General features: G+C 60.8%; 17 protein-coding genes and 1 CRISPR repeat array. Of the genes, 8 read left to right on the top strand and 9 right to left on the bottom strand.

The genetic code is table 11. The features are described 5' to 3' along the window. The first annotated feature begins 88 nt into the window (after positions 1-88). Positions 89-3,481 carry a DUF499 family protein gene (locus tag AC6H1L_RS05905; protein ID WP_497600604.1) on the top strand — a complete coding sequence of 1,131 codons (3,393 nt, stop codon included), beginning with the start codon at positions 89-91 and terminating at the stop codon, positions 3,479-3,481. A gap of 33 nt (positions 3,482-3,514) precedes the next feature. Here the strand turns inward: AC6H1L_RS05905 and AC6H1L_RS05910 are convergent, their stop codons facing one another. The 3 genes from AC6H1L_RS05910 to AC6H1L_RS05920 form a co-directional block, all read right to left on the bottom strand. Next, positions 3,515-3,970 carry a hypothetical protein gene (locus tag AC6H1L_RS05910; protein WP_497600605.1) on the bottom strand — a complete coding sequence of 152 codons (456 nt, stop codon included), beginning with the start codon at positions 3,968-3,970 and terminating at the stop codon, positions 3,515-3,517. After that, complete coding sequence (locus AC6H1L_RS05915; protein ID WP_497600606.1) at positions 3,936-4,610, bottom strand: LuxR C-terminal-related transcriptional regulator; 675 nt, start codon at positions 4,608-4,610, stop codon at positions 3,936-3,938. Before AC6H1L_RS05915 ends, AC6H1L_RS05910 begins: the two co-directional genes overlap by 35 nt. A gap of 76 nt (positions 4,611-4,686) precedes the next feature. Then, on the bottom strand, positions 4,687-5,178 hold the full coding sequence (locus AC6H1L_RS05920; RefSeq protein WP_497600607.1) for a response regulator: 492 nt from the start codon (positions 5,176-5,178) through the stop codon (positions 4,687-4,689). Between the two features lie 230 nt (positions 5,179-5,408). On the opposite strand from AC6H1L_RS05920, the gene AC6H1L_RS05925 reads away from it, so the two are divergent. Further along, the gene (locus tag AC6H1L_RS05925; RefSeq protein WP_497600608.1) at positions 5,409-6,638 is read left to right on the top strand and encodes a tetratricopeptide repeat protein; all 1,230 of its coding nucleotides are present in this window, start codon (positions 5,409-5,411) and stop codon (positions 6,636-6,638) included. Between the two features lie 266 nt (positions 6,639-6,904). Further along, positions 6,905-7,117, top strand: a complete 213-nt coding sequence (locus AC6H1L_RS05930; protein ID WP_497600609.1) for a hypothetical protein — start codon at positions 6,905-6,907, stop codon at positions 7,115-7,117. 690 nt (positions 7,118-7,807) lie between these two features. Then, positions 7,808-10,643: direct repeats of the CRISPR family, unit length 37 nt; unit sequence GTTGCAGAGGCGTCGATCCGCACGAGGATACTGAAAG. 148 nt (positions 10,644-10,791) lie between these two features. On the opposite strand, the gene AC6H1L_RS05935 is transcribed toward AC6H1L_RS05930, so the two are convergent. From AC6H1L_RS05935 to AC6H1L_RS05945, 3 genes are all read right to left on the bottom strand, one after another. Next, the gene (locus AC6H1L_RS05935; RefSeq protein WP_497600610.1) at positions 10,792-11,265 is read right to left on the bottom strand and encodes an iron chaperone; all 474 of its coding nucleotides are present in this window, start codon (positions 11,263-11,265) and stop codon (positions 10,792-10,794) included. A 148-nt stretch (positions 11,266-11,413) separates the two neighbouring features. Further along, positions 11,414-12,721: an alpha-galactosidase gene (gene melA, locus AC6H1L_RS05940; protein ID WP_497600611.1), complete on the bottom strand. Its 1,308-nt coding sequence runs from the start codon at positions 12,719-12,721 to the stop codon at positions 11,414-11,416. 285 nt (positions 12,722-13,006) lie between these two features. After that, positions 13,007-13,399: a hypothetical protein gene (locus AC6H1L_RS05945; RefSeq protein WP_497600612.1), complete on the bottom strand. Its 393-nt coding sequence runs from the start codon at positions 13,397-13,399 to the stop codon at positions 13,007-13,009. Between the two features lie 796 nt (positions 13,400-14,195). Between AC6H1L_RS05945 and AC6H1L_RS05950 the strand changes: the two genes are divergently transcribed. After that, positions 14,196-15,752, top strand: a complete 1,557-nt coding sequence (locus AC6H1L_RS05950; RefSeq protein WP_497600613.1) for a purine-cytosine permease family protein — start codon at positions 14,196-14,198, stop codon at positions 15,750-15,752. 98 nt (positions 15,753-15,850) lie between these two features. Here AC6H1L_RS05950 and AC6H1L_RS05955 read toward each other — a convergent pair whose 3' ends face one another. Both AC6H1L_RS05955 and AC6H1L_RS05960 read right to left on the bottom strand, forming a co-directional pair. Further along, positions 15,851-18,703: a pPIWI_RE module domain-containing protein gene (locus tag AC6H1L_RS05955; protein ID WP_497600614.1), complete on the bottom strand. Its 2,853-nt coding sequence runs from the start codon at positions 18,701-18,703 to the stop codon at positions 15,851-15,853. Continuing rightward, positions 18,703-20,220 (bottom strand): hypothetical protein, encoded by a 1,518-nt coding sequence (locus AC6H1L_RS05960; RefSeq protein ID WP_497600615.1) that lies wholly within the window; start codon positions 20,218-20,220, stop codon positions 18,703-18,705. The genes AC6H1L_RS05955 and AC6H1L_RS05960 overlap by 1 nt, the downstream gene beginning before the upstream one ends. On the opposite strand from AC6H1L_RS05960, the gene AC6H1L_RS05965 reads away from it, so the two are divergent. The 4 genes from AC6H1L_RS05965 (at position 20,209) to AC6H1L_RS05980 (ending at position 24,143) form a co-directional block, all read left to right on the top strand. Next, positions 20,209-20,373: a hypothetical protein gene (locus AC6H1L_RS05965; RefSeq protein WP_497600616.1), complete on the top strand. Its 165-nt coding sequence runs from the start codon at positions 20,209-20,211 to the stop codon at positions 20,371-20,373. The two genes, AC6H1L_RS05960 and AC6H1L_RS05965, sit on opposite strands and share 12 nt — an antisense overlap. Positions 20,374-20,941: 568 nt before the next feature. Next, on the top strand, positions 20,942-21,538 hold the full coding sequence (locus AC6H1L_RS05970) for a hypothetical protein (RefSeq protein WP_497600617.1): 597 nt from the start codon (positions 20,942-20,944) through the stop codon (positions 21,536-21,538). 111 nt (positions 21,539-21,649) lie between these two features. Beyond that, positions 21,650-22,858, top strand: a complete 1,209-nt coding sequence (locus AC6H1L_RS05975) for an RNA-guided endonuclease InsQ/TnpB family protein (protein ID WP_497600618.1) — start codon at positions 21,650-21,652, stop codon at positions 22,856-22,858. 592 nt (positions 22,859-23,450) lie between these two features. Continuing rightward, positions 23,451-24,143: a 7-carboxy-7-deazaguanine synthase QueE gene (locus AC6H1L_RS05980; RefSeq protein WP_497600619.1), complete on the top strand. Its 693-nt coding sequence runs from the start codon at positions 23,451-23,453 to the stop codon at positions 24,141-24,143. Positions 24,144-24,356: 213 nt separating this feature from the next. On the opposite strand, the gene AC6H1L_RS05985 is transcribed toward AC6H1L_RS05980, so the two are convergent. Beyond that, positions 24,357-24,821, bottom strand: a complete 465-nt coding sequence (locus tag AC6H1L_RS05985; protein ID WP_497600620.1) for a hypothetical protein — start codon at positions 24,819-24,821, stop codon at positions 24,357-24,359. Between the last annotated feature and the right edge of the window lie 454 nt (positions 24,822-25,275).

Consider the following 25,275-nt stretch of genomic DNA (forward strand, 5'->3'; position numbering starts at 1 on the left):
CCCAATAAGAGAGCGAGATAAGACCGATGACCCCATCGCTTGCTTCAGTATCTAGCTAGCGAGCAACTGGAGAGGAGCCACGCCTCATATGGCACGCACCAACCACGAATACGTCGGTCAGGCCTTGGCCCATCTCCGCGACGGCCTCAAGCCCTTCGTCGAGCGCGAGATGAAGAACGCCTATGGCCCCAACTGGCGCAAACAGGCCGCCCAGTCCCTGCACAAAGAGCACTTCGACGAGAATGATGACCTCTTGCACGATGTACAGGCCCTGCTTGTCATCATGTGGGACCACTGGAACTCAGTCTTTGCTCAGACGCTGGGACCATTCCATCGCAGCCTGGTCAGCGAGCTGCGCGACACCCGCAACCGCTGGGCCCATCAGCAGGCGTTCGACACCGACGACGCCTATCGCGCCTGCGACAGCGCCCAGCGCCTGCTCGAAGCCATCTCCGCCGAGAAAGAAGCCAACCAGTGTGGAGATCTCATGTCTGAGCTGTTGCGCCGGCGCTTCGAAGAGCAAACCCAGCGCCAGGTGCGGCGCACCTCGGCCCTGATCGCCGAAAAAGGCGTCGCAGGCTTGCCCGCCTGGGGCAGCATCATCACCCCGCGCCCCGACGTCATCGGCGCAGAATACACCCTGGCCTCATACGCCGCCAACCTGGCCCAGGTAGTACAGGGCCAGGCCCCCGCCGAGTACCAGGACCCACGCGAATTCTTCCAGCGCACCTATCTGACTGAAGGCCTGCGCCGCCTGCTGACCAACGTCCTGCGCCGTCTCAGCGGCCAGGGCGGCGACCCCGTCATCAACCTGCAGACCAACTTTGGCGGCGGCAAGACCCACTCTCTGCTAGCGCTCTACCATCTCTTCTCGGGCTACCCGGCCTCCGAGCTGGTCGGCGTCGAAAACCTCCTGCAAGAGGTCAACCTGAGCAGCCTGCCCACCGTCCAGCGCGTCGTCATCGTTGGCCACGCCATCTCAGCCAGCGAAGTCCAGCACAAGCCGGATGGCTGCACTATTCACACCCTCTGGGGAGAACTGGCCTGGCAGTTGCTTGGCAAGAATGGCTACCAGCGCGTTGCCGAAGCCGATCGGCGCGGCGTCAGCCCCGGCTCCGATGTCTTGCGCGAGATCTTCAGCACCGCCGCACCCTGCCTGATCCTCATTGACGAATGGATCGTCCACCTGCGCCAGCTCTATCACAACCCCAACCTGCCCGCCGGCTCCTTCGAAGCCAACCTCAGCTTCGCCCAGTCTCTCTGCGAGGCCGTCACCAGCACGCCGCGCGTCCAGCTTGTCGCCTCGCTGCCCGCCTCCGACAGCGAAGCCGGCGGCGAGGGCGGCAAAGAGGCCCTGGCCCGCCTGAGCCAGATCTTTGGCCGCATCGAGGCTCCCTGGAGCCCCGCCGCCCCCGAAGAGAGCTTTGAAATCGTGCGCCGGCGCCTCTTCCAGGACCTGACCACGCCTGAGCAATTCAAGGTCCGCGACACCGTAGCGCGCACCTTCGTCAACTTCTACCAGCAGCACCAGCAAGAGTTTCCCAACTTCAGCCGCGAAGCCAGCTACGAAGACCGCATCAAACGCGCCTACCCCATCCATCCCGAACTCTTCGACCGCCTCTACGGAGCCTGGTCAACCCTGGAACGCTTCCAGCGCACGCGCGGCGTCCTGCGCCTGATGGCTACCGTTGTACGCACGCTCTGGGAGCGCAACGACCCCAATCCGCTCATCATGCCCGGCAGCGTTCCCATCGATGCCCCCCTTGTCCAGGACGAGCTGATGCACTACCTGGAAAACAACTGGCGCCCCGTCATCACCCGGGACGTGGACGGTCCTGATTCCCTACCGCTGCGCCTCGACTACGATTATCCTAACCTGGGCAAGCTTGGCGCCAGCCGGCGCGTGGCGCGCACTCTCTACCTGGGAACCGCGCCCATCGCCCACAACCCTAACCGCGGCCTGACGATCAGCGAGATCAAGCTTGGCTGCGTCATGCCTGGCGAAAACATCCCGGCCTTCAGCGATGCCCTGAGCCATCTCTCCAACCGCTCAACCCATCTCTGGTACGATGGGCAGCGCTACTGGTACGACACGCGCGTCAGCATTACACGCCTGGCCCAGGACCGCGCCCGCCAGGTGCAGGATCACGAGATCAGCCAGGAGCTTGAGCGGCGTCTAGAGGTACTCAATCGCCCCAAGCAGCGCGGCGCCTTCGCCCGCGTCCATATCTTCCCCGCCAGCAGCGGCGACGTGCCCGACGAGAACAACGGCGTTGCCCTGGTCGTCCTGGGGCCACAATTCGGCCACGCCAGCAAAGATACCCGCAGCCCGGCCTACACCACAGCCCTGCGCCTGCTCCAGGAACACGGCAACGGACACCGTCAGTATTGCAACACCCTGATCTTCCTGGCCGTCGATCGCCACCGCATCGAGAGCCTGAATGACAGCGTCCGCGAGTTTCTGGCCTGGAAGGGCATCTATGACGATCGCGAGAGCCTCAACCTGGACCAATCGCAGCTAAAGCAGGCAGAGAGCAAGCAGAAGGAAGCCAATCAGACGGTCGATCTGCGCATCCCGGAAAGCTACTGCTGGCTCCTGACGCCTGAACAGAGCGACGCCCGCAATAGCAACAGCATCCGCCTGGATGAGCGTCAGCTGAAGATGACCGGGCAGGAGCCGAAATACATCGCGCACTTCATCACTGCTATCCTGCGCGACAGTGAGCAGCTTGTCGAGCAGTACGCCCCGACCTGGTTGCGTCGAGAGCTGGACAGCGTCCCGCTCTGGCGCGGCAACCATGTCCGCGTCAAGGAGCTACAGGACTTCTACGGGCGCTATCTCTATCTGAAGCGCCTCAAGAGCCCCGAGGTGCTGCAGCAGGCCATTGCCAAGGGTGTCGCTCTGCCACAGTGGCGTGAGGAGAGCTTCGCCTATGCCGATACCTGGGATGAGGCTCGCGGGCGCTACGAGGGGCTGCGCGCCGGTCAGCCTATGAGCAAGGAGGAGGTGCAGCCCTCCGGCCTGGTGGTCAAGGCGGAGGTGGCCGCCGCTCAACTAGAGGCTGAGGCCCGGGCCAGAGCCGAGGCCGAGCGCGCCCGCCTGGCTGCTACCAGCTCTGGGCCCTTCGCTTCGACCAGCGGCGGCCCCACTGCCTCGCCCGCTGTCTATGAGCAAAGCCTTTCCGCCAGCGCCACTGACACCACACCCGCCGTCGGAGCTCCGGCCTCGCTGAGTGCAGAGCCGCAGATGCGACGCTTTCACGGGGCCGTCCAGCTCAACGCGCTGCACATCGCCAGCGAAGCCAGCACTGTGGCAGCGGAGGTCATCCAACATCTCGTCGGTCTGCCGGGAGCGAAAGTCGAAGTAACGCTAGAGATCCAGGCCACCTTCCAGGGTGGCTGCCCTGCTCACAAGCGCCAGGTCATCGAAGAGAACTGTCGCACGCTGAAGTTCCGGGACTACGGCTTTGAAAGCGAGTAGCGGCCAGTCCGGGCAAGGGCAGCCCCATCGCCATCACCGGCGGAGGCGCGGGCGAGGCGGGCCCTGCGTCCAGGAGGCGGCGGTCTCCTCGCCCGCTCTGCTGTCCGCCTGCTCGTCTGGAGAGAGCGACTGGGGCTCAGCCGCTCCCGGCGGCATAGCGGGCGCCAGCTCCTCGGCGTTCGGCTCATCGGCAGCCAGAGCAGCCAGCTCGCGGCGGAAAGGCCAGAGCAGGATCTGCCAGGCCCGCGCCGGCGGGAGCGTTGTCAGGCGGGCCCGTGCCGCCGCGATGGCCTGCCAGACCTCGCATACATAGTCCATTGCCTCGGCCTGCTCCTCTGCCTGACCCAGGGCCGCGACTGACTCCTCCAGGCGGCGCCAGTTCGCCAGTGACTCCCCCGGCCCGCCGGCGGCAGACCTCAGCGCCGGCTTCTGCTCCTCTACGCGCCGCACCAGCTCAAGGCCGGGGGCTTGCTGCTGGCGGATCTTCATGGGCATCTTCCTCCTTTGAGCTTGACACGTCCTCTGCGATTGGAAGCTTTATCTGAGCCTGCAGCCCCAGGCGGCGCAGTTCGCCCTGACACCAGGCGAGTAGCTCGGGCGGACATTGCTCCCAGGGAACGTAGTCCAGCACCGCCAGCCGCGATAGCGCTGGCCCCAGCCCTAGCCGGGCGTGGATCTGCTCCAGATGCGCATAAACCGTGTTGCGGCTCAGCCCCAACTGGTTGGCCACCTGGGTGGTCGTCAGACCGGCCCGGAGCAAGAGCAGCACCTGCCAGCGGCGCAGCCCGCGCAGCTTGAGCGCCGGTGATGAGCGCCGTTCGGGGAGGGCGCGCGCCTCGGGCTGTGTTGCTGGTTTGCCAGGGAGTGGGGGCAGTCCCTCCGGTGGCAGCAGCACGGGCGGACACTGCTCCCAGGGAACATGCGCGAGTGGATCGCTGTGGCGAGAGAGGCAGAGACGCTGGCGCAGCAGGGAGAGGTGAACCGCGACGGTGTGAGGGGCAAGGCCCAGTTGGGCGGCAACGGCCTGGCGGGAGAGGCCGCGGCGCAGCAAGAGAACAATCTGCCACTGGCGCATGGTCAGAGGCCGTCGCCGCCGGTAGTCGGCCCTGGGCTGGCAGGTGAGCGTCATAAGGTGTCTTCCTCCTTCAGCGAGTGAATATAGATAGAAACGAACATCATCTTGTCGGGATGAGCAAGCAAGTTGTCTATGACGAAGGGAAGAGCGAGGGTGGGGGCAATGGCCAGAAAGTCGGGAGAGAAGGGACAGCGAAAGCGAGGTTCGGCGAGGGAGGGAGGTGAGACGGGGCGAGGGTCAGGAGGTGCTGGACGGTGGCGAGCAGGTCGGTCATAGTAAAGGGCTTGGCCAGGAAGGCGGAGGCGCCGGCCAGGCGGGCCTTGAGGCGGTCGAGGGTGCTGTGACGGCCGCTCACCATGAGGATGGGCAGGCGCGTCAACTGGGGATAGCGAGTCTGATGGCGCAGGAGCCAGGTCAGTTGCAGACCAGAGAGATGAGGCAGGAGCCAGTCGAGCAGGAGCAGATCGGGCGGCGGGTCCCCGGGACTGGCCAGCAGAGAGAGGGCGCTGAGGCCGTCGCTGCAAGTCTGGACCTGGTAGCCGGCGCGGCTGAGCGCCACGCGCAGCACTGTCCGACAGACCGGCGAATCGTCAACCACGAGAATGGCGGGTCCTGGGCGCATGATGTACTTTGCCTCCTTTCCACCTGTCTCTAAGCAAGCGTACTGTATTTATATATATCCATTACAGCGCTACAGCTAACATAGCGCAATGTAAGTGAGGAGTAAATCAGCACTTGTTCAAGAAGGAAAATTCTTTTCCTTCTTACCCCATAGCATGATTGAAATAATCGCTCGGAGCAGCTATACTGTGCTCAGAGAGGCGTCTATTTGCTGGAAGATAGGCAAGTTGTATGGAACAACCATACTACTGGTGGTACGTGTATGGGCAATTTAGCCCAGGGGAGAATAATCTGCCTTGTACAGGGGAAGTCATCGCGTATTATTTCGCGCTCAGCGGCCTCTCGACAGAAGAACTAGCACGCCGGCTACAGTGTACAGAGAGATACATCACCATGCTCAAAAGTGTGAAGAATAAGAAGATGCCAGAGCTGCTTTCCCGTCGCATCCTACTGGCCAAAGTACTCCAGATTCCTCCTGTTCTGCTCGGTCTGTCTTCCGTCACGCTCGCTAGTGGGGATGGAACGCTACAACTGGCCTCCTCCTCAGCAGGGATTGAGCCTTTGGCCAGCGGCCAGATGATGCAGTCATACGAAAGTCTGCTGGCTCTCTCCTGGGAACTCTACTACACCAGCAGCGTTCAGAAGGCAGCACAGAGCATTCAGCAGGCGCTCGAAGAGCTCAACAGCGACTTTGCTCATGCGAGTGGTCTCAAGAGGGACCAGTACGATGCACTTCGCTGCCGTTTCTATCAGCTTGCCTCGGTCGTGGCGCGTGACCGCCAGGACCGGGCCCAGGCCCTGGAGTATGCCACCCAGGCCGTTGAGATTGCGAGTCGGCTCAACAATGCTGAATTGCTGGCCGCGGCCTACCTGCGGCGCGCTCGGGTCTATCTAGGCCTGCAACGTTACGAATCGGCCTGGCAGGATGCTTCCGCCGCCTTACCTTATGCTGAACTCGCGCGTGATCCTCTCAAAGGTAAGTGCTTTCAGATGGCTGGAGAAGCGCTCAGTTATGTCGCCGGGGCGGATCGAGGACGGCAGCAGCAGAGCCTGCGCTACTTCGAGGAGGCTGCGCGCATCGCACGCAAAGGAAACTTAGCCCCAGATGGCAGTTTCGTCAGAACGGACCTGACCAGCATCGCAATTGAGAAGGCTCAGGCTCTCACGCTGTTTGGGCGGCACGATGAGGCGCTGGCAGCTCTTGGCGTGGCGCGCAAACATCTGCAACCAGGTATGACACGCTGGCAGTTGAATTTACTGCTGGCAGAGGCCGAGACCTACTATGCACAGGGAGACCTGGAAAGCTGCTGCTACGTCCTCACAGATGCTCTGCGCATCGCCCAAGCGCTTAAACTTCCTACTAAGGTGGAGCGTATCAGGCGGTTGTATCAGCAGTGTCAGGGACGAGTCCCGACGTATGCTCTCCGTGATCTTCAGCAATTAATCACTCATTCTGCTTGATATCGCTATTGTTGACAGACACAGCCAGAACCTCGCCGGCGCTTCGCCGGCCATTCCTGCGTCGACCGCCAGTAACCCCGCCCCTTCTTGATGCGCCGGCTGACCGCAGGGAGAGGTCAGCCCGGTCGCTCGGCTCTCTAACGGTAAACTCACACCACCTTTGATCGTCTTTTTCCAATTTGATTCTGATAATCAGATCCTGTGATAAGTGTAGGATGCGGCGCCTGGGCAAGCAGCCCTACTGGTGCACAGAAGCGGTGGATGTCGTGCATGCCAGCAGTCTGGAACGGGTCATCTTTGGTCTCTCGCCAAACGACCCCTGTCCTTTGCTCAAGCTAACGCGGCGCGTCTTTGATCGTTCCGGCGAGCCGCTGAGCGTTGATTTTCTGACCGACCGGGCAGACCTTTATCGCCTGCATTATTCGTTTCCTCTCTACCCTGAAGACGTTCCCGAACCTTTCCGAGAACAGGAACGCTAGCCGACCGGGGACCAGGGAAGAGTCTGGCGAGGCTGGTAGACCTGGGGTGCTCCCACGGTCGTCACCCTGGCCCCATTGTTGGTGCGAGTGTTGATCGGGTGGCCATGCTGGTGCCGCTGTCTCCTCCTTCTGGCATCCGCTGTTCGTCAATCGTCATCGTGGCTTCACTATGTTTAGCCAACGCTTATCTTACTTTCTAGCTTATATCAAACGAATACCAGGCAAGCAGCAGAGCGCGACAGACTGGGAGTATGGCTTTCCTTGCCTCCTCATCTTGCGGCGCCTCACTCACGGTGTGGGTGTGAGCGCGCGGGCAGGGCCTGGCCCGCGTGCTTTTTGTTTTTGGTGGGAGAGGGCGACAGAGAGAGGAAAGGGAGCCTGGTCAAAAAATGGCCCATTTGGGAGGCCGATTCGAAACTCTCCCCGAGTATCACCCCAATGCGGTCAGAATCTGACTGCATTAGGCCGGAATCGCACATCTTCTGCTGCTTTTATAATGAGAAATACGTTGGTGCTTTCTCGAAACTCGCCCCTTGCGGCTTGCAGAAAACGAGTTTCGAGAAAGGTCGTGATACGATAGATTTTGGTGGCCAGGGGAGAGAAAAAACGTGGCTCTCAGATGCCAAAAACGGGGCCTCAATCGTTATAGGATATGTGAGAAGTATCCTGGTCCGGTTTCGCGGGGGTCGGGTTGCAGAGGCGTCGATCCGCACGAGGATACTGAAAGTTGAGCAGCCAGCGCGAGTGAAGCTGCTCAACGGACGTTGCAGAGGCGTCGATCCGCACGAGGATACTGAAAGTGAAGGCGAAAACATCACGATGGGGAATTTGGAAGAAGTTGCAGAGGCGTCGATCCGCACGAGGATACTGAAAGCGTTCAACGCGCGTCTGAGCGCGCGAGACGGAGTTGGTTGCAGAGGCGTCGATCCGCACGAGGATACTGAAAGTTTTTCCTCCCCCTCCCCCTCGACGCCGGCGGCGGCGGTTGCAGAGGCGTCGATCCGCACGAGGATACTGAAAGAACACCAGGGATTGGCACAAGACCGGCACTGCGTGCAGTTGCAGAGGCGTCGATCCGCACGAGGATACTGAAAGGCTCCGCTGGTGTTGCATATCCGTCAACAAGCGAGGTTGCAGAGGCGTCGATCCGCACGAGGATACTGAAAGGTCAAGCCGATGAGCATGCCGCGTATGACCGCTTGACGTTGCAGAGGCGTCGATCCGCACGAGGATACTGAAAGTTTGGCGCTGGTCAAAGCCGGAAGTGCTCGCATTTCGTTGCAGAGGCGTCGATCCGCACGAGGATACTGAAAGAAACTATCTCCGCTGCTCGTTTGACATCTCCGCGCATGGTTGCAGAGGCGTCGATCCGCACGAGGATACTGAAAGGGATAGCGCATAATGTCGTCACCAACGGTAAAGAAGTGTTGCAGAGGCGTCGATCCGCACGAGGATACTGAAAGATCTTGTTGGAAGGCGGGCTGGATTGGAAGCCTATGTTGCAGAGGCGTCGATCCGCACGAGGATACTGAAAGATCATTTTGCTTGTTACGCTCATTGTCGCTATTGTCGGTTGCAGAGGCGTCGATCCGCACGAGGATACTGAAAGCCTATGATATTCCGCTGCCCCTGCTGGCTGATCAGACGTTGCAGAGGCGTCGATCCGCACGAGGATACTGAAAGCCTATGATATTCCGCTGCCCCTGCTGGCTGATCAGACGTTGCAGAGGCGTCGATCCGCACGAGGATACTGAAAGCTCCACAGGTCACGCAACACAATAGCCCGCGTTCCATGTTGCAGAGGCGTCGATCCGCACGAGGATACTGAAAGGCTCATGCGAAGAAACAATTTCAAATCGCGCCGCAAGTTGCAGAGGCGTCGATCCGCACGAGGATACTGAAAGTGTGGCAAGCATCGTGTGTATGATGCGAGCTGTCGCGTTGCAGAGGCGTCGATCCGCACGAGGATACTGAAAGGCAATATTGCTAATCAAGCGGCCAAATTCCTCGGCTTCCGTTGCAGAGGCGTCGATCCGCACGAGGATACTGAAAGCAGTACGCAAAGAAGCGCGCAAGCTGATCAAAGCACTGCGTTGCAGAGGCGTCGATCCGCACGAGGATACTGAAAGAATGATAAAGATGCCGACGAGCACGAGAACAATGCGTTGCAGAGGCGTCGATCCGCACGAGGATACTGAAAGGTTTTTTGAGAAATCCGCGTTGCACAAGACGCATGCGTTGCAGAGGCGTCGATCCGCACGAGGATACTGAAAGGTTTTTTGAGAAATCCGCGTTGCACAAGACGCATGCGTTGCAGAGGCGTCGATCCGCACGAGGATACTGAAAGGTTTTTTGAGAAATCCGCGTTGCACAAGACGCATGCGTTGCAGAGGCGTCGATCCGCACGAGGATACTGAAAGGCTCAGCCGTATGTGGCGGTATGGCTGAGCTGGCGCTTCGTTGCAGAGGCGTCGATCCGCACGAGGATACTGAAAGATCATCTTCGGCGACGTCAAGCGCGGCTACACGATTGGTTGCAGAGGCGTCGATCCGCACGAGGATACTGAAAGCGGCGAAGAATTGCGCGTAGTGACCGAAATCATCCACGTTGCAGAGGCGTCGATCCGCACGAGGATACTGAAAGGTGAGCGGCTTTTTGGATGAATTGAACAAAAACGGTGTTGCAGAGGCGTCGATCCGCACGAGGATACTGAAAGCTGCAAGCCGGCATTCCGGCATTGTATGCAGAACGCAGTTGCAGAGGCGTCGATCCGCACGAGGATACTGAAAGAAAGGGGAGCTGACATGGCAAAAAGGCGCCTCTGGGAGTTGCAGAGGCGTCGATCCGCACGAGGATACTGAAAGTTTTGCTCGCCGCATTTGCTGGTTTCGCCGTAAAGTTGCAGAGGCGTCGATCCGCACGAGGATACTGAAAGTTTTGCTCGCCGCATTTGCTGGTTTCGCCGTAAAGTTGCAGAGGCGTCGATCCGCACGAGGATACTGAAAGATGCGAGCGGGGGAAGCATAATGAAGATTACAGAACGTTGCAGAGGCGTCGATCCGCACGAGGATACTGAAAGACGTATGGGCCACCGTGAGACATAGAGACAATGCCAGGTTGCAGAGGCGTCGATCCGCACGAGGATACTGAAAGCTGCAACTTTGACAAGCAGCTCACCTGCTAACATGCCGTTGCAGAGGCGTCGATCCGCACGAGGATACTGAAAGGCTGCAGGTAGGCGTCAATCGGGAAAGTATTCATGATTCGGTTGCAGAGGCGTCGATCCGCACGAGGATACTGAAAGTTCCGTTTGTGGTTGAGATGTATCGACATGCCGTTTGTGTTGCAGAGGCGTCGATCCGCTCGTGGATACTGAAAGTGCCAGCATTCCCGACCTGCATATGGGGTGTATGGTGTTGCAGAGGTGTCGATCCGCTCGTGGATACTGAAAGCCGTGTGTGTTGATGGTGTCAGGATTTGCACATGGAGTTGCAGAGGCGTCGATCCGCTCGTGGATACTGAAAGAGCACACAATAAAAGCGCGGAGGAGGAAAAGCCTCCTCCGCGCCTATCGCCAATCAACCACGATAACCAGCGCGCCGCCCCGGCTCAGACCTCAGATCAGAGCAGGCCAGGCAGTTGCGACACCTCCCCAGGCCAACCACCAGCCACCTCAGCCCAGGGCCCGCCTGAGCAGCTCCTTGATCCGTTCCTCCTCCGAAGGACCCAGCGCCGTTAACGCATAGGTCGTCGGCCACATCTGCCCCTCATCCAGGCGAGCCGCATCGCTGAAACCCAGCGTCGCATAGCGCGTCTTAAACTTCTGCGCCGGCTGAAAAAAGCAGATAATTTTGCCATCCCGCGCATAAGCCGGCATCCCATACCACGTACGCGGCACCAGCTCCGGCACACACTCCCTCACCAGCTCATGCAACCGCATAGCCATAGCGCGATCCGGCTCGGCCAGCGCGGCGATCTTCGCCAGTACCTCCTGTTCTCCCTGATCGCGCTCCCTGCCAGCCTTCAACTCGCGCACCCGCTCCCTCAGTGCCGCACGCTCGGCCTCCGACAAGCCCTCAGCACCCTGTCCCCGTCGCCTGGCTCCCCGGGACCTACCACCCGGCCTCTCAGCCTCAGTCTGGCTCATATCCAAACAAAACCTCCTCAGTTCTATCCAGAGCAGTGCAGCCCACACTCCTGACACTCACCACTTCGCGGACTGCCCTCTCTATCATAGCAAACTATCCCGCCTGCCCACCTCCCAGACGGCAAAGCCCCACCTTCGCCGACCCAGCTCAGACAAAGGCCGTCAGAGCAGCTCGCTCGGCCTCCCATAACTCATCAAAGAGCTGGCTCAGCTCCTCCAGCGAACAAACCGCCGCACTCAAAGGATCAAGGAACAAAGCATAGCGCGCCGGCTCGCGCCGTCCCGTCAGCAGCGCCTCGCACACCAGCTCATGAACAGCCATATGCGCCCGATCCAGCGCCGCCAACTGCTCCGGCAGCCGTCCGCAATGAATGGGCTGCACCCCGTTGCGATCCACCAGACAGGCCACCTCAACACAGCCATCTGGCAGATTCTCAATCAGCCCTACATTGCGCACATTGCCATAGATCACCGCTGGCTTGCCAGTCACGATGGCCTCAATAATCTGGGAACCATACTCAAGGCTGCGCTCCCAGGGAATATCACGCGCCCCCGTCAGCATCTCCTCAATGGCGCGCTCGCTCTCCCGCCGCCAGGTCGGCCAGTTATGGGCATAAAAGCCTGACTCCCCCAAATAGCCAGCCCGACAATAACGCGCGATCAGCTCCGGGCGCTTACGGAAGTAGGGCACATACTCCGAAAAATGCCCGCTGCTCTCCGTCACAAAGGCGCCCAGATGGAGCATCGTCTCAAAGCGCACCGGATCAAGCTCGTAGATCTCGGGCCGCCGCGCCCGCTCCCGCAGACGCGGATACATATCCTCGCCCCGATAGCGCAGCTCCGTAAACCAGGCCAGATGATTGATCCCGGCGCAGCGCCATTCCAGCTCTTCGTAGGGCACCTCCAGATAATGCGCCAACTGGCGCGAGGTCCACTGCACACTATGGCACAGCCCCACCGTGCGCATACGCGTCCCCCGCAGAGCCGCCAGCGTCAGAGCCGACATCGGATTCGTATAGTTGAGCACCCAGGCCCGCGGACACAGCTCCTCGGCATCGCGCAGGATCGCCAGCCAGGCCGGTCCCGTGCGCAGCGCTTTGAAGATCCCCCCGGGGCCAATCGTATCGCCGATACACTGATCGATCCCATATTTCAAAGGAATCTCATAGTCCTGGCGCACATAGTCCAGCCCGGCCACCTCGATCGTATTGATCAGAAAGTCGCTGCCCGCCATCACCTTGCGGCGCTCAGTCGAAGCCTCGACGCGCCAGCGCTTGCCGCTCCGCTCGATCAGCTTCTCGGCGATGCGCTGGGCCAGCTCCAGCCGGCGCCCATCCACATCAACCAGGGCAAAGGTTCCCTCGTCCAATCCCTCGCAGAGCAGAACATCGGTCATCAGTTGACGCGCAAAGACGGCGCTCCCGGCGCCCATCATGGTAATCTTCACGTGGGTCACGACCTCATGCCTCCTTCGCACTCGTAGGCCCGGCAGCCTGGTCTGCAAGGCGTTGCACAAGACGATCATATCACATCATGGCACAGAGTGCGCCTGACGCAGATTCCTCAGCGAGGACCTCAAGCCGAAGTCTCAAGCCAGCCTCTCTTCGGAGAATCTCGACCCACAAAACCACATCCCGCTAGCCTTGAGCCGCGAGAGCCTGCGCCCAACCTTGCTACTCCAGTCCCGGTGAAGGAATCCCCGAGAGGCCGGCCAGGCAGCCTGGTCAGCAGGAGGTGCGCATTACTGACCAGCAGGCGGCGGATCAAGAATGATGACCTCGGTAGCAACGTCGTAATAGGGGTCGCTCCAGGCGAAGAAAGTGTTGAGGACCGGGTTATCAAGCTGGAGCTGCGCATAGGAGACATGGGTTTTCCCCGGAATGATACGGTGCTCGTCGACCCGCCGCGGGGAGACATAGATCGATGACCCATCGCTGAACTGGAGATAGACCACATCTATCGGCAGTGTCCCCAAGCCCGCATCGATGGTGGTGTCTACCATGCCTACAACCAGCAGATTGTTATGCCAGTGAGGAGTGGCGTAGTTAAGCCAAAAACCCACCCTGCCGAGGACACTAATCGTACAGCATCCCAGAAAGCCGGCCAAGAAGACTATCAAGAATGCGAACCCCAAACAGTTTGTGAGGCGGCTGCTCTGTTGCTCTTCAGCAGCCGGCTTTGGCTGTTTTTGCATGGAACCGCCCTCGCGACGGTGCAGATGACAAACAGGCAATCACATCCTAACATTCCGAAGCAAAATAATCCTATTTGGAGAATTATATCACATTTTCAACTGAATTTCAATCTTCGATTATATTTTTCCGGTGAAGCCTCGCAGGCAGGCTATGCCGGGCAGGCGGGGGAGAGCCTGTCAGACACCACTCATCCTTGACACTGCTGCAACGATCTGCTATATCAGGTAGCAGATCATAGCGTTGCAGATAGAGGAGAAACAGGCAGTCACGGGAGCTCGGGAGAGCCGGGCTGAGAGGGTGACCAGACCTGCCGCCGGGCCGGGCCACAGGCAGGCCGCACCGTCACCGACCGCCGGAACCTGATCTGGGTAATGCCAGCGCAGGGAGCGTACCTGCTTGCTTGCTTGCCACTATCGCCCCAGCCGGGGCAGCCGCCAACCAAGTAGCGTAACGATCCCGAGGTGCTGGCAACAAGACGAGGCCAACTTCAGCCAGCACCCTTTTCCTCCGGCTTCAACGGAAGCGGGAGCAACCAGGCCACACCTCCTCACCCAGAGCAGAGCAACCGTAGCGCCCCTGTCAGTCACCAGCCAGACCGCTACCTCTGCGCTCCAGTGCCTGCCTTCGCAAGGCAAGCAGCGAGGCTGTGGTGATACCAGCCAGCCAGCCAGCGGCTTGCTGCACAGCACGCACCAGATCAGATCGGAAGCCGCCCAAGAAAGGAGCAAGCCAACTATGGAGCCACAGGAATCAGGTAGCGGCATCCTACAAGTACGGGGAGTAGAAGCAGATGACTTTCTCAAAGTTGAGCGCCACGGCATGGAGCCGATTCCCGAAGCTGATCGACACGGCAGCGCACGCGAACTGGCCCTGGTCTGGGCAGGGGCGATGGCCAATTATCTATCGCTCCTCACCGGCGCCCTGGCCATCGGGGCCCCGCTTGTTTTGGGACTGAGCCAGGGGCAGCTTGGCCTGCTCGACAGCGCCATCGCCATCGTCATCGGCTGCGCCCTGGCTGCCGCCCTGCATGGTCTGACCAGCGCCACCGGTGCGCGCACCGGCACCCCCCAGATGGTCTTTGCACGCGCCGTCTTCGGACACCGCGGCGCCTACATCGGCGCCTTCCTTACCTGGCTGATGGCCGTCGGCTGGTTCGCCGTCGACTGCGTCATTGGCGGCTGGGCTCTGGTGCAGCTTGCCAGTCTGGTCGGCATCCCCCGAACGCCACAGACAGCTCTGATCGCCATTGCGCTCGTGCTCATCGCCTCGGTCATTGTCGCCGTCTACGGACATCAGACCGTCCACGTCTTTGAAAAATACGGGGCCATCGTCTTCATGGCCTTCTGCCTCTTGCTCTTCATTGTGCTCTTTCCGCGCATTAACTGGAGCCTTCCGACCACGGTTCACGGGCCGGCGCGTCTGGCCGCCATTGTCACAGGCGGAGGCTTCATCTACGCCTTGATTGCCTCCTGGATTCCCTTCGCCTCCGACTACTCGCGCTATCTGCCCACCCGCACACGCGCCGGTAGCATTGCCTGGTGGGCCGGTTTGGGCATCGGCCTGCCGACGGCCCTGTTGGGCATCCTCGGCGTCGCCCTGGCCACCATCAACCCGGCCAATCCCGATCTGTTGAGCGTCATCACGGGAGCAGCGCCGCCCTGGCTACTGGTGCCCTTCCTGCTCTTCGTGGTCCTGGGCGAAATCTGGGCCAACTACTTCGACGTCTACACCGCCGGCCTGGTGGCCCTGGCGATGGACATTCCGCTCCGGCGCTGGTGGTCGGCCCTGCTCTGCGGCCTTGTCGGCGCGGTAGGCGTTGGCTGGATTGGCTTTTTCTCTCACTTCAGTTTCAGCGAGGCCCAGACCTACAGCGAGTTGGTTAATCGCTTCCTCAACGTCTACATCGACTTTCTGCTGCTGACCTATCTATGGGTGCCAGCCTGGGCCGCCGTGCTGCTCATCGACTTCTTTGTCTTGCGCCGCGGCGACTACGCTGCTGCAGAGCTGACGCGCGGGCGGGCTGGACGCTACTGGTACAGTGGCGGCGTGGCCTGGCGAGCCCTTCTTTCCTGGCTGGTTGGTTTTGCCGTCACCATCCCTTTCATTGGCTCGGCTACCCTGCCCTGGCTGAGTCAGCCGTGGCAGGGGCCATTGGCGCATCTGTTGGGCGGCATGGACCTCAGCGGCATCATTGGGGCCGTTGTCAGCGGCCTGCTCTATCTCCTGCTGAACCTGCCCCGCCTGCGCCAGCAGCAGGCTGCGAGGAGATCGGAGACGGCAGCAGCCAGCTAAGTAAGCTCACAACCAGCCAGAGGCGGTGGCCCAGTCGTGTCACGCCGACCAGACCGGAGCGGACCGAGCCGGACCGCCGCCTCACTCAGCGGGGTCACTTAGTTCTCGTTCTCATCATCGCCTGCCTCGCTGCTTTCCTCGGCTGCCTCCCCCTCGGCAGTCAGCCACGTGCGCAACTCAGCCGGGCGAAGCGGCAACGTATACTCTTCGAGCTGGCGCGCCAGGTGGAGTGGCAGGGGCAAGATCATTGGCGATCCAAACTGAACGGCCATCTGAGCACGTAGCTCGTGCGCGACCACTGCACACATCAGCACGTCATCAGGGCGCTGCTCATGGCCCTGGCGAGCTATGGTTAATTCCACGATGCGCGGATTCCAGGCCATTCCCCAAGGAGCATCAAAAGGCTGACCCGCACTCTGTCCCTTAGCCAACTTCTCAAACGGGCGCAGTGAGAGTTTCGAGCTATATTTGCTCTGCTGCGCCGTGGGCGGCTTTTCCTGCACACTATAGAAGACAGCGGGATTCGTCGCGTCGCGGAAAAGCCCCTGCGAGAGCAGGTACGGATCTTTGCCCAGAGCTTGCCGCTTTGCGTTAAAGGCATACCACTCGGGCACTTCGGGCGAGGCACTGCGTACGCGGACAATGCGCAACTGCGGGAAGCACTCTAGCTCTGGCGGCAGACTGGACGTGATGCGCTCGTTCCCCAACCAGGGCCAGGACTGACGCAGGTTACAGGCATCGCAGAAGAGGATGGTCTCCCCGCGTGTCGGCAGGAGCCTATGCAGCGTCTTGAGGAGAAACTGGCGCACGGCCTCGCGATCGCGCTGGCTGGCCTGTTCCATGCGCGCGAGCTGCAGGGCTGCCTCGCGATAGGGCAGCCAGTCCTCAAAGCCAGGCGCGCGTACCAGCACAAGCCGGCTATCGGAGCGCAGGTAGACCACGACAGGCAGATACTGGGGCAGATGGGTTTCGCTGCCGCGTCGATTGCGGTGAATGACCCAGGCGGCCAGGTAGTGCAGCGGCTCGGGAATCTGGAAAGGCGGCTTTTGGCCCCTGACCTTGGGGAGCAGCCGCGGCGGCACAGCTAGAACGCCACACTGCCGCAGAAGATCGCGGACGGCAGATCTGGCCCGCTCCTGCAGCGTCTCCTTAGAGGCTCCTTCTTCCCTGTTAGAGGTCGGCGGCGTCAAAAACTGCGTCAGGTAGCCCTTGCGGGCGAAGCCCAAACGTAGGGCAGCCTTGGGATCTCCATCGTGACGGAAGAAGTCGGCATCAGGCAGCTCGATGATGAGTCCATAGGGATCAGCCACCTCCGGCAACGCCTGCGCTATGGCCTCAGCTCGCTCTTGAATCTTCAGACGCCAGTGCTCGGCAGCCTGCCCCCGCGCATACTCCTTGATCCCCAGCGCCCTCCCGATCTCGCCCAGCGGCTCGCTGCGCACCGCCAGCCTCAGCTCCGGCGTCACCCAGATAGTGCCCTCAGAGACGTCCAGAGGATAGCCCAACACCTCATAGAGAGCCTGCCGTACAGCCTGCAGCGCCGCCTTGGTCTGGTAGCGCACAATGATAGTCATGACCTGCCCGTCCCCAAGCGCTTCTGCCACAGCCTGCCGACGCTCAGCGCAAGCCCTCGTCTGGGCTGGCTGCTTCCGATCTTGCTTCCCTTGAGGGAAGAAAGAATTGGGCGGGTGCGCAATGAAGCGCCGCGCCCCATAGCGTTCTAGAGGCGAGCGCAGTATGAAATCCGGGGCCAGCAGCTCAGCGATCTGCTCCGCCATGAAACGACGATCGCTGAGAGAGAAGCCCGCTCCCTCCCCATGATCCGGCCTCATACCGGTCCGAAAGACAAGCGCAGCCTGCGGGCTGCTGCCCGTCAAAGCCCGCTCTAACCATTCGCTCGGCTGCTGGGTGAGCTGCTGCGGATCAGGCAGCCGCTCGGCCCAGTGTAGCTCGTTGAGCAGGGCAACCAGCGAATCGGCCCACCTGTATTCGACAATCCAATCTTTGCCATCGGGCGTCTCTCCAGCCTTGCGGCTGCGCTTGACAATCGGCGCTACCTGAAAGCACTGCCGCTGCTGGTCGGCGGCGAGCCAGGGCAGGCTATCCAACAGATAGGCGCTGATGGTCTCAGCCGGCGTGTATTGCAGCGGCTGCGATACCCAACGCCGAACACCCAGGTTAATGTGTAACTGCGGATAGCCTTGAAAAGGTATTGTCTGGAGCGTCACCGTGATCACGATGGACCAATACCAGGGCTGGGGTCCCACGCCCTCCCGCTGCGGCGGCCAGGAAATCAGCTCGCAGCCATGTCGGCCCGGCGCTAGGGGCGCCCGTTTGAAGCGAAAGCGTCGCGTGTGGTCGCCTCCCAGCTCCAGGGCAGAGAGTCTGGCAGCCACGAGATCGGGCATGAGCACAAAGCCATTCTGAATGCAGCGCTGGCCGACCTCGCGGTACGGTCGGGCCGTCCCATTCGGGGCCTGCGACCAGTAGCAAAGGTCGATCTCTTCCCGCTTCCAGACGAGAGGCAAGGCTTGCACCTCCTGGAGCAGATCCAGGAGAGCGGGCGATGGGAAGAGAAGACGAAAGACGGTGCGCAGCCAGGCACTAAGCAACGCCCGCAGGATGACACTATCGGTCGGCGGCTCCGTGGGCCGTCCCTGATCGACAAAACCATAGAGCCAGGGCTGCACTCCACCATCGGTGATACGGCTGGTAATCGAGATCAAGTCGGGGATCAGCAGGCGCGCCGCCTGATTCAGGACCACATGGGGAGGAGTGCTTTCCTCCGGCGTACGCCTGGAGATCTGACTCTGGACCTCACGCAGACGGCGCTTGAGCTCCTCGGGGAACTCCAACACCCAGAAGGGATGAGCAGCCAGCCGCTCTCTGACGGCGGCGTTGTCATTCGCCAGGCAAAAGGCTATCGGCTGCAATACTGTGTCATTAGCCATCAATATTGCTCCCTCTCTTCAATACCCTTCAAGCCATAATAAAGGGGTCCATAAAGAATCTGCACCAGGTGCCTCTCGCGAGGAGGAATAGCTTGTGTGTCATCTGGCTCGAAGTACGGACGGAGTACCTCTTGCATGCCCTTGATGAGGCTGGTATGCTCGTAGTCGCTTTCGCCCGTGGCCGCCTGGCGCGGGGCAAAGCGTGCATCGCAGAACAGGACAAGGGCCGGGCAACCGCCACGTACCAGGCGCCCAATGACTTGCCAGACAGCGACGAGCAGCGTCCAGGTCAGGGCACGTCGCTCCCACTTCGGCAGAGAACTGTAGCGCAAGCGCAAGTGGAGCAGATCCAGCCAGTAGGTGAACGCTTTCTGACGGAAGCGCTTGCCCACCGTCTCCAGGTCCATCGCCTCTGAGTCGCAGAGCAGGCGCAACCACTCCGTATCGGCAGAGTGCTCGATGGCCCAGCGATTGACGCTATGCAGCAGATAATGAATGTCATCAGGCCGTGGATGCGGACGCACCAGGAAGCAGACTGCCCCAAGCGCCGCTTTCCCCTCTGCGTTGAGAATGTTGTGACCGCGCTCAATGGCCTGCAGCGGGGCAATGAGCAACCAGGCGTTGCGTTTGCTCAACTCGCTCACCAGGCCACGGGGCAGCCGGTCATCGCTCTGCCACGACCATTGACTTTCGAAGATGGCATCGTCGGGGACAAGGTAGACAGCTTCACCCGGAGCAATCAATCCCTGGTTGAGCAGGTAGTGATAGGCATGCCGGGCCTCGGCGTAGCTGCCCACAACCAGGAGAATGCGCTGCCGTCCTTCGGGCAGCTCAGCCCGCAGCCGATCCAGCGAGCTGGGCAGCCTCTCCTTAGCAAGATGCTCGTGTCGCGCCAGATCTCGGAGCACGATCTCTAGATGCCTGAGACGCTCCTCTCCCTGGAAGCCCGAGACCGCAGCCGCCTCCATAGATTCCTCCAGGCGCGCGAAGCGATAGACAAAGCCGCTCTTTTCAATGGCCTGGCGTTCTTCGAGCGGTGGCAGCAGGATCGCCTGCACCGGCACCTGAAGATGGTAGATAGGCGAGGTGCCCGCCCAGCTTGTCCCCGAGAGCAGCAGGGCATGGGGACCAGCCAGCCCATCGGCAGCTAGAAAGTCATGCAGGTGGAGCAGAAGCCAGCGCCCCACTCCCATGCAGCGGAAAAAGCGTAGCTTTCCCGGCTCCGAGGCTTTCTCGGATGAGCGCACATATTGAAATCCAAGGATGTTGCCCATCGGGGCATCCGGCAACCAGGGAGCATAATCGGGCGGCGGACTATAGAAGAGCGTCGCGCTGCTGCCTTCGAGACCAAAAAGGGCCTCCATCTCGCGCCAATCGTAGATCAACTCATCCAGGCTATTCGCCAGGACTTCCAGCAAGAGAGCAAACTGCAGGCGTACGGCCCAGGTTTCCAGACCCTGCTCATCCAGGCAGATATAGGGCTGCCGCCGAAGCCAGCGCTGTAGTTGCTCGCGCACCTGCCCATCGTGGGCCAGGCTGATGGCCAGCCGCGCCAGCGCCGCCAGCTCGTGCTCGCCATGCTCCCCCAGCGGATCATCGAGAAAGTGGCCCAGCGGCGGCCAGAAGACTTTGTAGTGCTTCTCCAGCTCAGACTGATCGAGGTCTTTTGAAAGCGCCCCTATCAGGCATGGTACGCCATATGAGGATCGCTCTGCGGTGGAGCTTATCCGATCTGGCGAGAAATGCTGGTTTGTCTATTGATACCATCAGACGCCTTGAAAGGGGCGATTCTGTTTACGATGTTACTCTTGGAAAGTTGTGGATGCTTTCAATGGGAGCGGCCAGATGAAGCGGGTGGCAGGAAAAGAGCGGGTAGATATGGAGGATCTTGAAGAGTACAGGAGAGTTATCCATACTTAGTGAGGAGAAGTGGAGCACCCAAGCAAGGGGCTTGAATGCTCCTGGTGACTCGCTGGTTGTGAGGGCTGAAGCTGGTGAGTTGCGTGGTGGCCTTACCAGTCACAGCCTGTCAAGACAGCGAGGTCTGGATGTAGTATGCCACGTCTGACCCCGGCGGCCAGCAAGCGACCAACGAGAGATGACGGCACACAGGTCAGAAAGACCGCTGATCGCGCTTGACAGCCGGGGTCAGACTGTCTTGGCGAGACCCCGCGCGTCCCAGCAGGCCTGAAGGGTTCGTATCCCGTCTCTCTTGTCGTGAAAGGAGCATGACCCATCATGGCCGAGCTGTCTTGTTCCGCTGGTGCTCCTGACCAGCAGCCCCTGGATGACGTCCTGTTTGCCGACCGTGCGGGGTCTTCACAGGAGACACCCGCTGACCTGCCTCCCGTAGCTGGGCCTGCCCATGATCCTGCGCCGGAGACAAGCTCTCCCGTGCCTTCGCCTCGCTGTGCCATGCGCGTCGCCCTCACTGAAGGAGCGCCTCCAGAGCTGGTCCATGTTCCCTACATCGAGGTCAGCGACCCCGACTTCGCCGCTGGGTATCATTATGGGGCGACATCTTACTTTGAGGAGCTATTCGATGACGAGGAGCATAAGGCTCGGGAACTGATCGATCGCGACCTCACCGAAGTGGTGATGGATCTGTACGAGGAAGGCCACTGGGACCAGCCGCTCGATGGCAAAAGCTGGCGCGCCTGGGCGGCCCAAGCGGCCGGGTTTTTGGCCGGCCTCATCTCGGCCCGCATTCCCTCGGCGCTGCCCCTCTACGGCAACTGTCCCCGTTGCCACCAGCCTGTCGATGCCTGTGGCGGCTGTCGCCGGTGCGACACCTGCACCTGTCCGTCTCTGCCTGGAACCTCGGTCGCCCACTAGCCTGTGTGTCGCTCTGGCTGCCACTCAGGGTGCCCGGTAGGGTCACCAGCCTGGCCCCTGAGCGGCGCCACTCCCGGGCCAGTCACTCACAAGGAGGACCCTGAACGAACAATGGGACAGTTTCAGCGGACGATCCCGGTGTTGCTGCCAGCCGATGAGGACCTGCGTCGCACGCTGGCGGTGTTCCAGGCGGTGCAGCAGCAGCTCTCGGCCCCCTGCTTCAACGAGGGCCAACCCCTCTCTGCCGTAAGGCTGCATCGGGCCTGCTACCAGCAGGTCAAGGGCCAGCTCAACGCGCAGATGACCTGTACGGCCATCCGCTTGGTGGCTGCCGCCTACCAGAGTGCCTGCAGCCACCGCCGTCCGCCACAGCGCCCGTTCCAGTTCCGGCGCAGACGGGCCCTGTTCCTGATCGGGCCGCGAGGGCGGGATGCCAGCTTACGCCCTGACGGCACGCTCTCGATCTGGACGGTGGCCGGACGTAAGCAGCTCCCCTACCGGGTCCCGGAAGCGTTTCAGCAACGGCTGGCCCAGGCCAAGACCATCGATAGCCTCACCGTGCTGGAACGCGATGGGCGGCTGCTGGGCCAGCTCACCATCACTCTGGAAGGACCAGACCCGCAGCCATTACAGGCGGCAGATGAGGCAGTAAGCAGCAGCCAGATCGTGGGGATTGATCTAAACGAGACGAATGCGCTGGTGACGGTAGATGGACAGGAACGCGTCCTCTTTGTGAGTGGGAAGGCGGTGAAGGTCCGCAATCGGCGGACCGCGAAGACGCGGGCACGGCTGCAGCGGAAGCTGGCGGCCCGGAAGGCACAGCACCGGGACACGCGCAGTGTCCGGCGGGTGCTGAAACGGCTTGGTCGCCAGCAACGACACCGCACCCAGACTTTTGCCCAAACGGTGGCGAAGCGCCTGGCGGAGTGGGTTCCTGCGGGGGCGGTGCTGGTCTTCGAGCGACTGCAGGTGCCCCCACCAGAGCACGGGCAGATCCGAGGGAAGGCCCTACGGCGGCGGCTCGCGTTGTGGCAGCGGGGGCTGATCCGGCGCTGGGTTGAGCAGCGAGCACAGGAGCAGGGCCTGCGCGTCGTGGACGTGAACCCGGCCTACACGAGCCAGATCTGTTCCCGCTGGGGGCAACGGGGCGCCCGCTGTCGCCATGCCTTCACCTGCCCACACTGTGGCTTCCAGGAGCACGCCGACATCAATGCCGCACGCAACATTCGGGATCGCTGTACTGTCCTGCGGGGCAGTGGGCTGTCGTCAACCAGTCCCGAAGCCCGGGCCGACGAGGCTGCGGGCAAGCCCCTGGCTTGAGCCGGGGGTCGTTGATATGTGCTACCTTCCTTCTTCTCCCTTCTACGGGTCCCGTCACTACGGTTGCTGAGTTGTTCTCTAACTACCCTTCTCCATTTTCTCCCCCATCTCAAAAGGGGAAGCGGCTGCTAGAAAGTCCTCTCAGATCAGGTGCCGCCAGGCACACCACTCCAACTGCGTGCTCTTTTACTGGTCCATTCAGCTTCAAGACCAGTTCTGCCAGGGATCTAGTATTTTTTACTACAAAATATTGATTATCTTAGAATGCTCTATCAGGATAGCATATGCTGTTCACAGAGTAAAGTCTCCTCTGTTTCTATTTATGTCTTGTATAACAAAAATCTTTTTATAGATGTCATCCCCCTCGGCTGGGGTCCAGAGGGACCGGAGACCAGTTGACAGACCAGAGAAAATCTAGCCAGAAGGGTCCTCAGCCGTCGCTGGCGGCTCCTCTTTCCTCCCTCTCCCGAGAACGTCGAGCGACGGGAAGGGAATGAGAAGCATTCAGGGAGCCTGCCAGCAACATAACCAGAGAGTTAGCAAGAGAGACGAGGCCAATCAAAGAAGAGACGGGTTTCTGACGATGTTGGTCATGGAGATCTACCGCTCGATCCAGGGCGAAGGCAGCTTGATGGGGGTGCCCACAACCTTTGTACGCTTCTTCGCTTGCAACCTGCGCTGTTCGTGGTGCGATACAAAATATTCGTGGAGTGTGCGCGAAGGCGGAAGCTGGGAAACGCTCTCTCCCGAGACGGTGGCGGAGCGCGTGGCCGCTCTCGGCGCCCGCCATGTGGTGCTTACCGGCGGCGAGCCAACGCTACAGAAGGAGCTACCTCAGCTCGCTACTCTGCTGAAAGCTCAGGGCCACCACTTGACCATCGAGACAAATGCCACGATTTTCCCGGCTCTGGCCGTGCCCTTGATCGATCTGTGGAGCCTTTCTCCTAAGCTGCCTAGCGCCGGCAGCGGCGCGAACTACTTGCGCCACCCCGTCATTGAGCAGTTCCTGCACAGCCTGGCCCCTACGCAACAGCAGTGGAAATTCGTCGTGCGCGACGCCGACGATGAACAGGCCCTGCGCGCTCTGCTGGAAGCCCATCCGCTTTTCAAGGAGCGCCGCCTGCCCATTATCTTGCAGCCCGAGGGCGACGCTGCTCTGCCAGACTATCCCTCAGCCCTGGCCTGGCTGGCTGAGTGTCTGCGTGATCCCTTCTGGGACCAGTATAATGTACGCGTGCTGCCACAGCTGCATGTGCTGATCTGGGGACGCCGCCGCCTGGTCTAATCCCTTGGACGGCACCAGTCCGCGCCGCCGCTCTGGTGAAAGGCCAGGCGACCAGAGTGGGGGCCGTGCTTCTCGCTGCAGGCGCCCGGCGACGAGCAGGGAAGCCTCCAGGTCAGGCCACCAGCCAGCGAGCGGCTCGCCCTGTCCTCCTACGGTTCTCGCTCCCTCCTCACCCTCTCCCAACCCGCTCATTTCCAGCGCCGCGAGTCAGGCTTAGGTCAGCGGCTGCGGCGTGGGAGCTACAACGACCACTTCAACGCTCACACATTCGGGCTGGGGCGTAATCGGCCCTGTCCCCACCAGGCAGATGAGTGGCCAGTAGGTGCCAACCAGCATATAGGCATGAGAGGCAACCAGTGTTACCGGCGGCACAGGACAGGCGTGCTCGCATAGCGGGTATTTGGAAAGATTCCCATCTCCCCAGTTCACTACCAGGGCGGGCGATGGGATCGACGCATAGCAGGCGACCGTGATGACAATGTAAGCAGGCTGCCCGAGCGCAACTTGCTGCTTTGCCGGTGCCGCAGCCAGACATTGGCTTCCAGCCTGAGCGGTCGCTTCACGGGTTCCCGAGGCGGCAAGGGCGGGTCCCGCGCCTGCGAGCATGCTGAGCATGAGAGAGATCAGGAGAAAACAGGCTCCTGAAAAAGGGGGCAGGAGAGCTGAAATCCTTTTCATAGCCAGTGCTCCTTTCACAATTCCATTTGGAGTTTGCACCGCGATCGTCCCGAGATGGCCCAGAGAAGGGAGAAGGCAGAGGCCGCGGCAAGGGGAGATACAGGGGCGCCTCCAGTGAACTGGCTTTCCCTGCCACGCGGCGGGCTTCCCTGCTCAGCTATTCTAAGTGTACTTGATCTACGCGAAAAGTCAACTTCAGCGCAGTTTCCCGAGAGTCATCCCCCGCCTGGCCCGAGAGGCGTTGTCATCTGGCTCGCCTTATCAGGCCTTTCCCTCCTCTAACTCCACTGTCTACATCCTGTCAGCGAAGTGCTCTCTTTCTGCCTAGTTGCTCCCTTGACAGGCTGGAGGCCTGGAGGCTATATCTCTCTTGAGCGTCATTCAGCTTAAATAGAAATTCGCTGTGAATATCAGTCATAGCCTTCTGAAAATTTTCAAGCATGCTTAACAGCTT

It is taken from the genome of Thermogemmatispora argillosa (genome assembly GCF_059696725.1).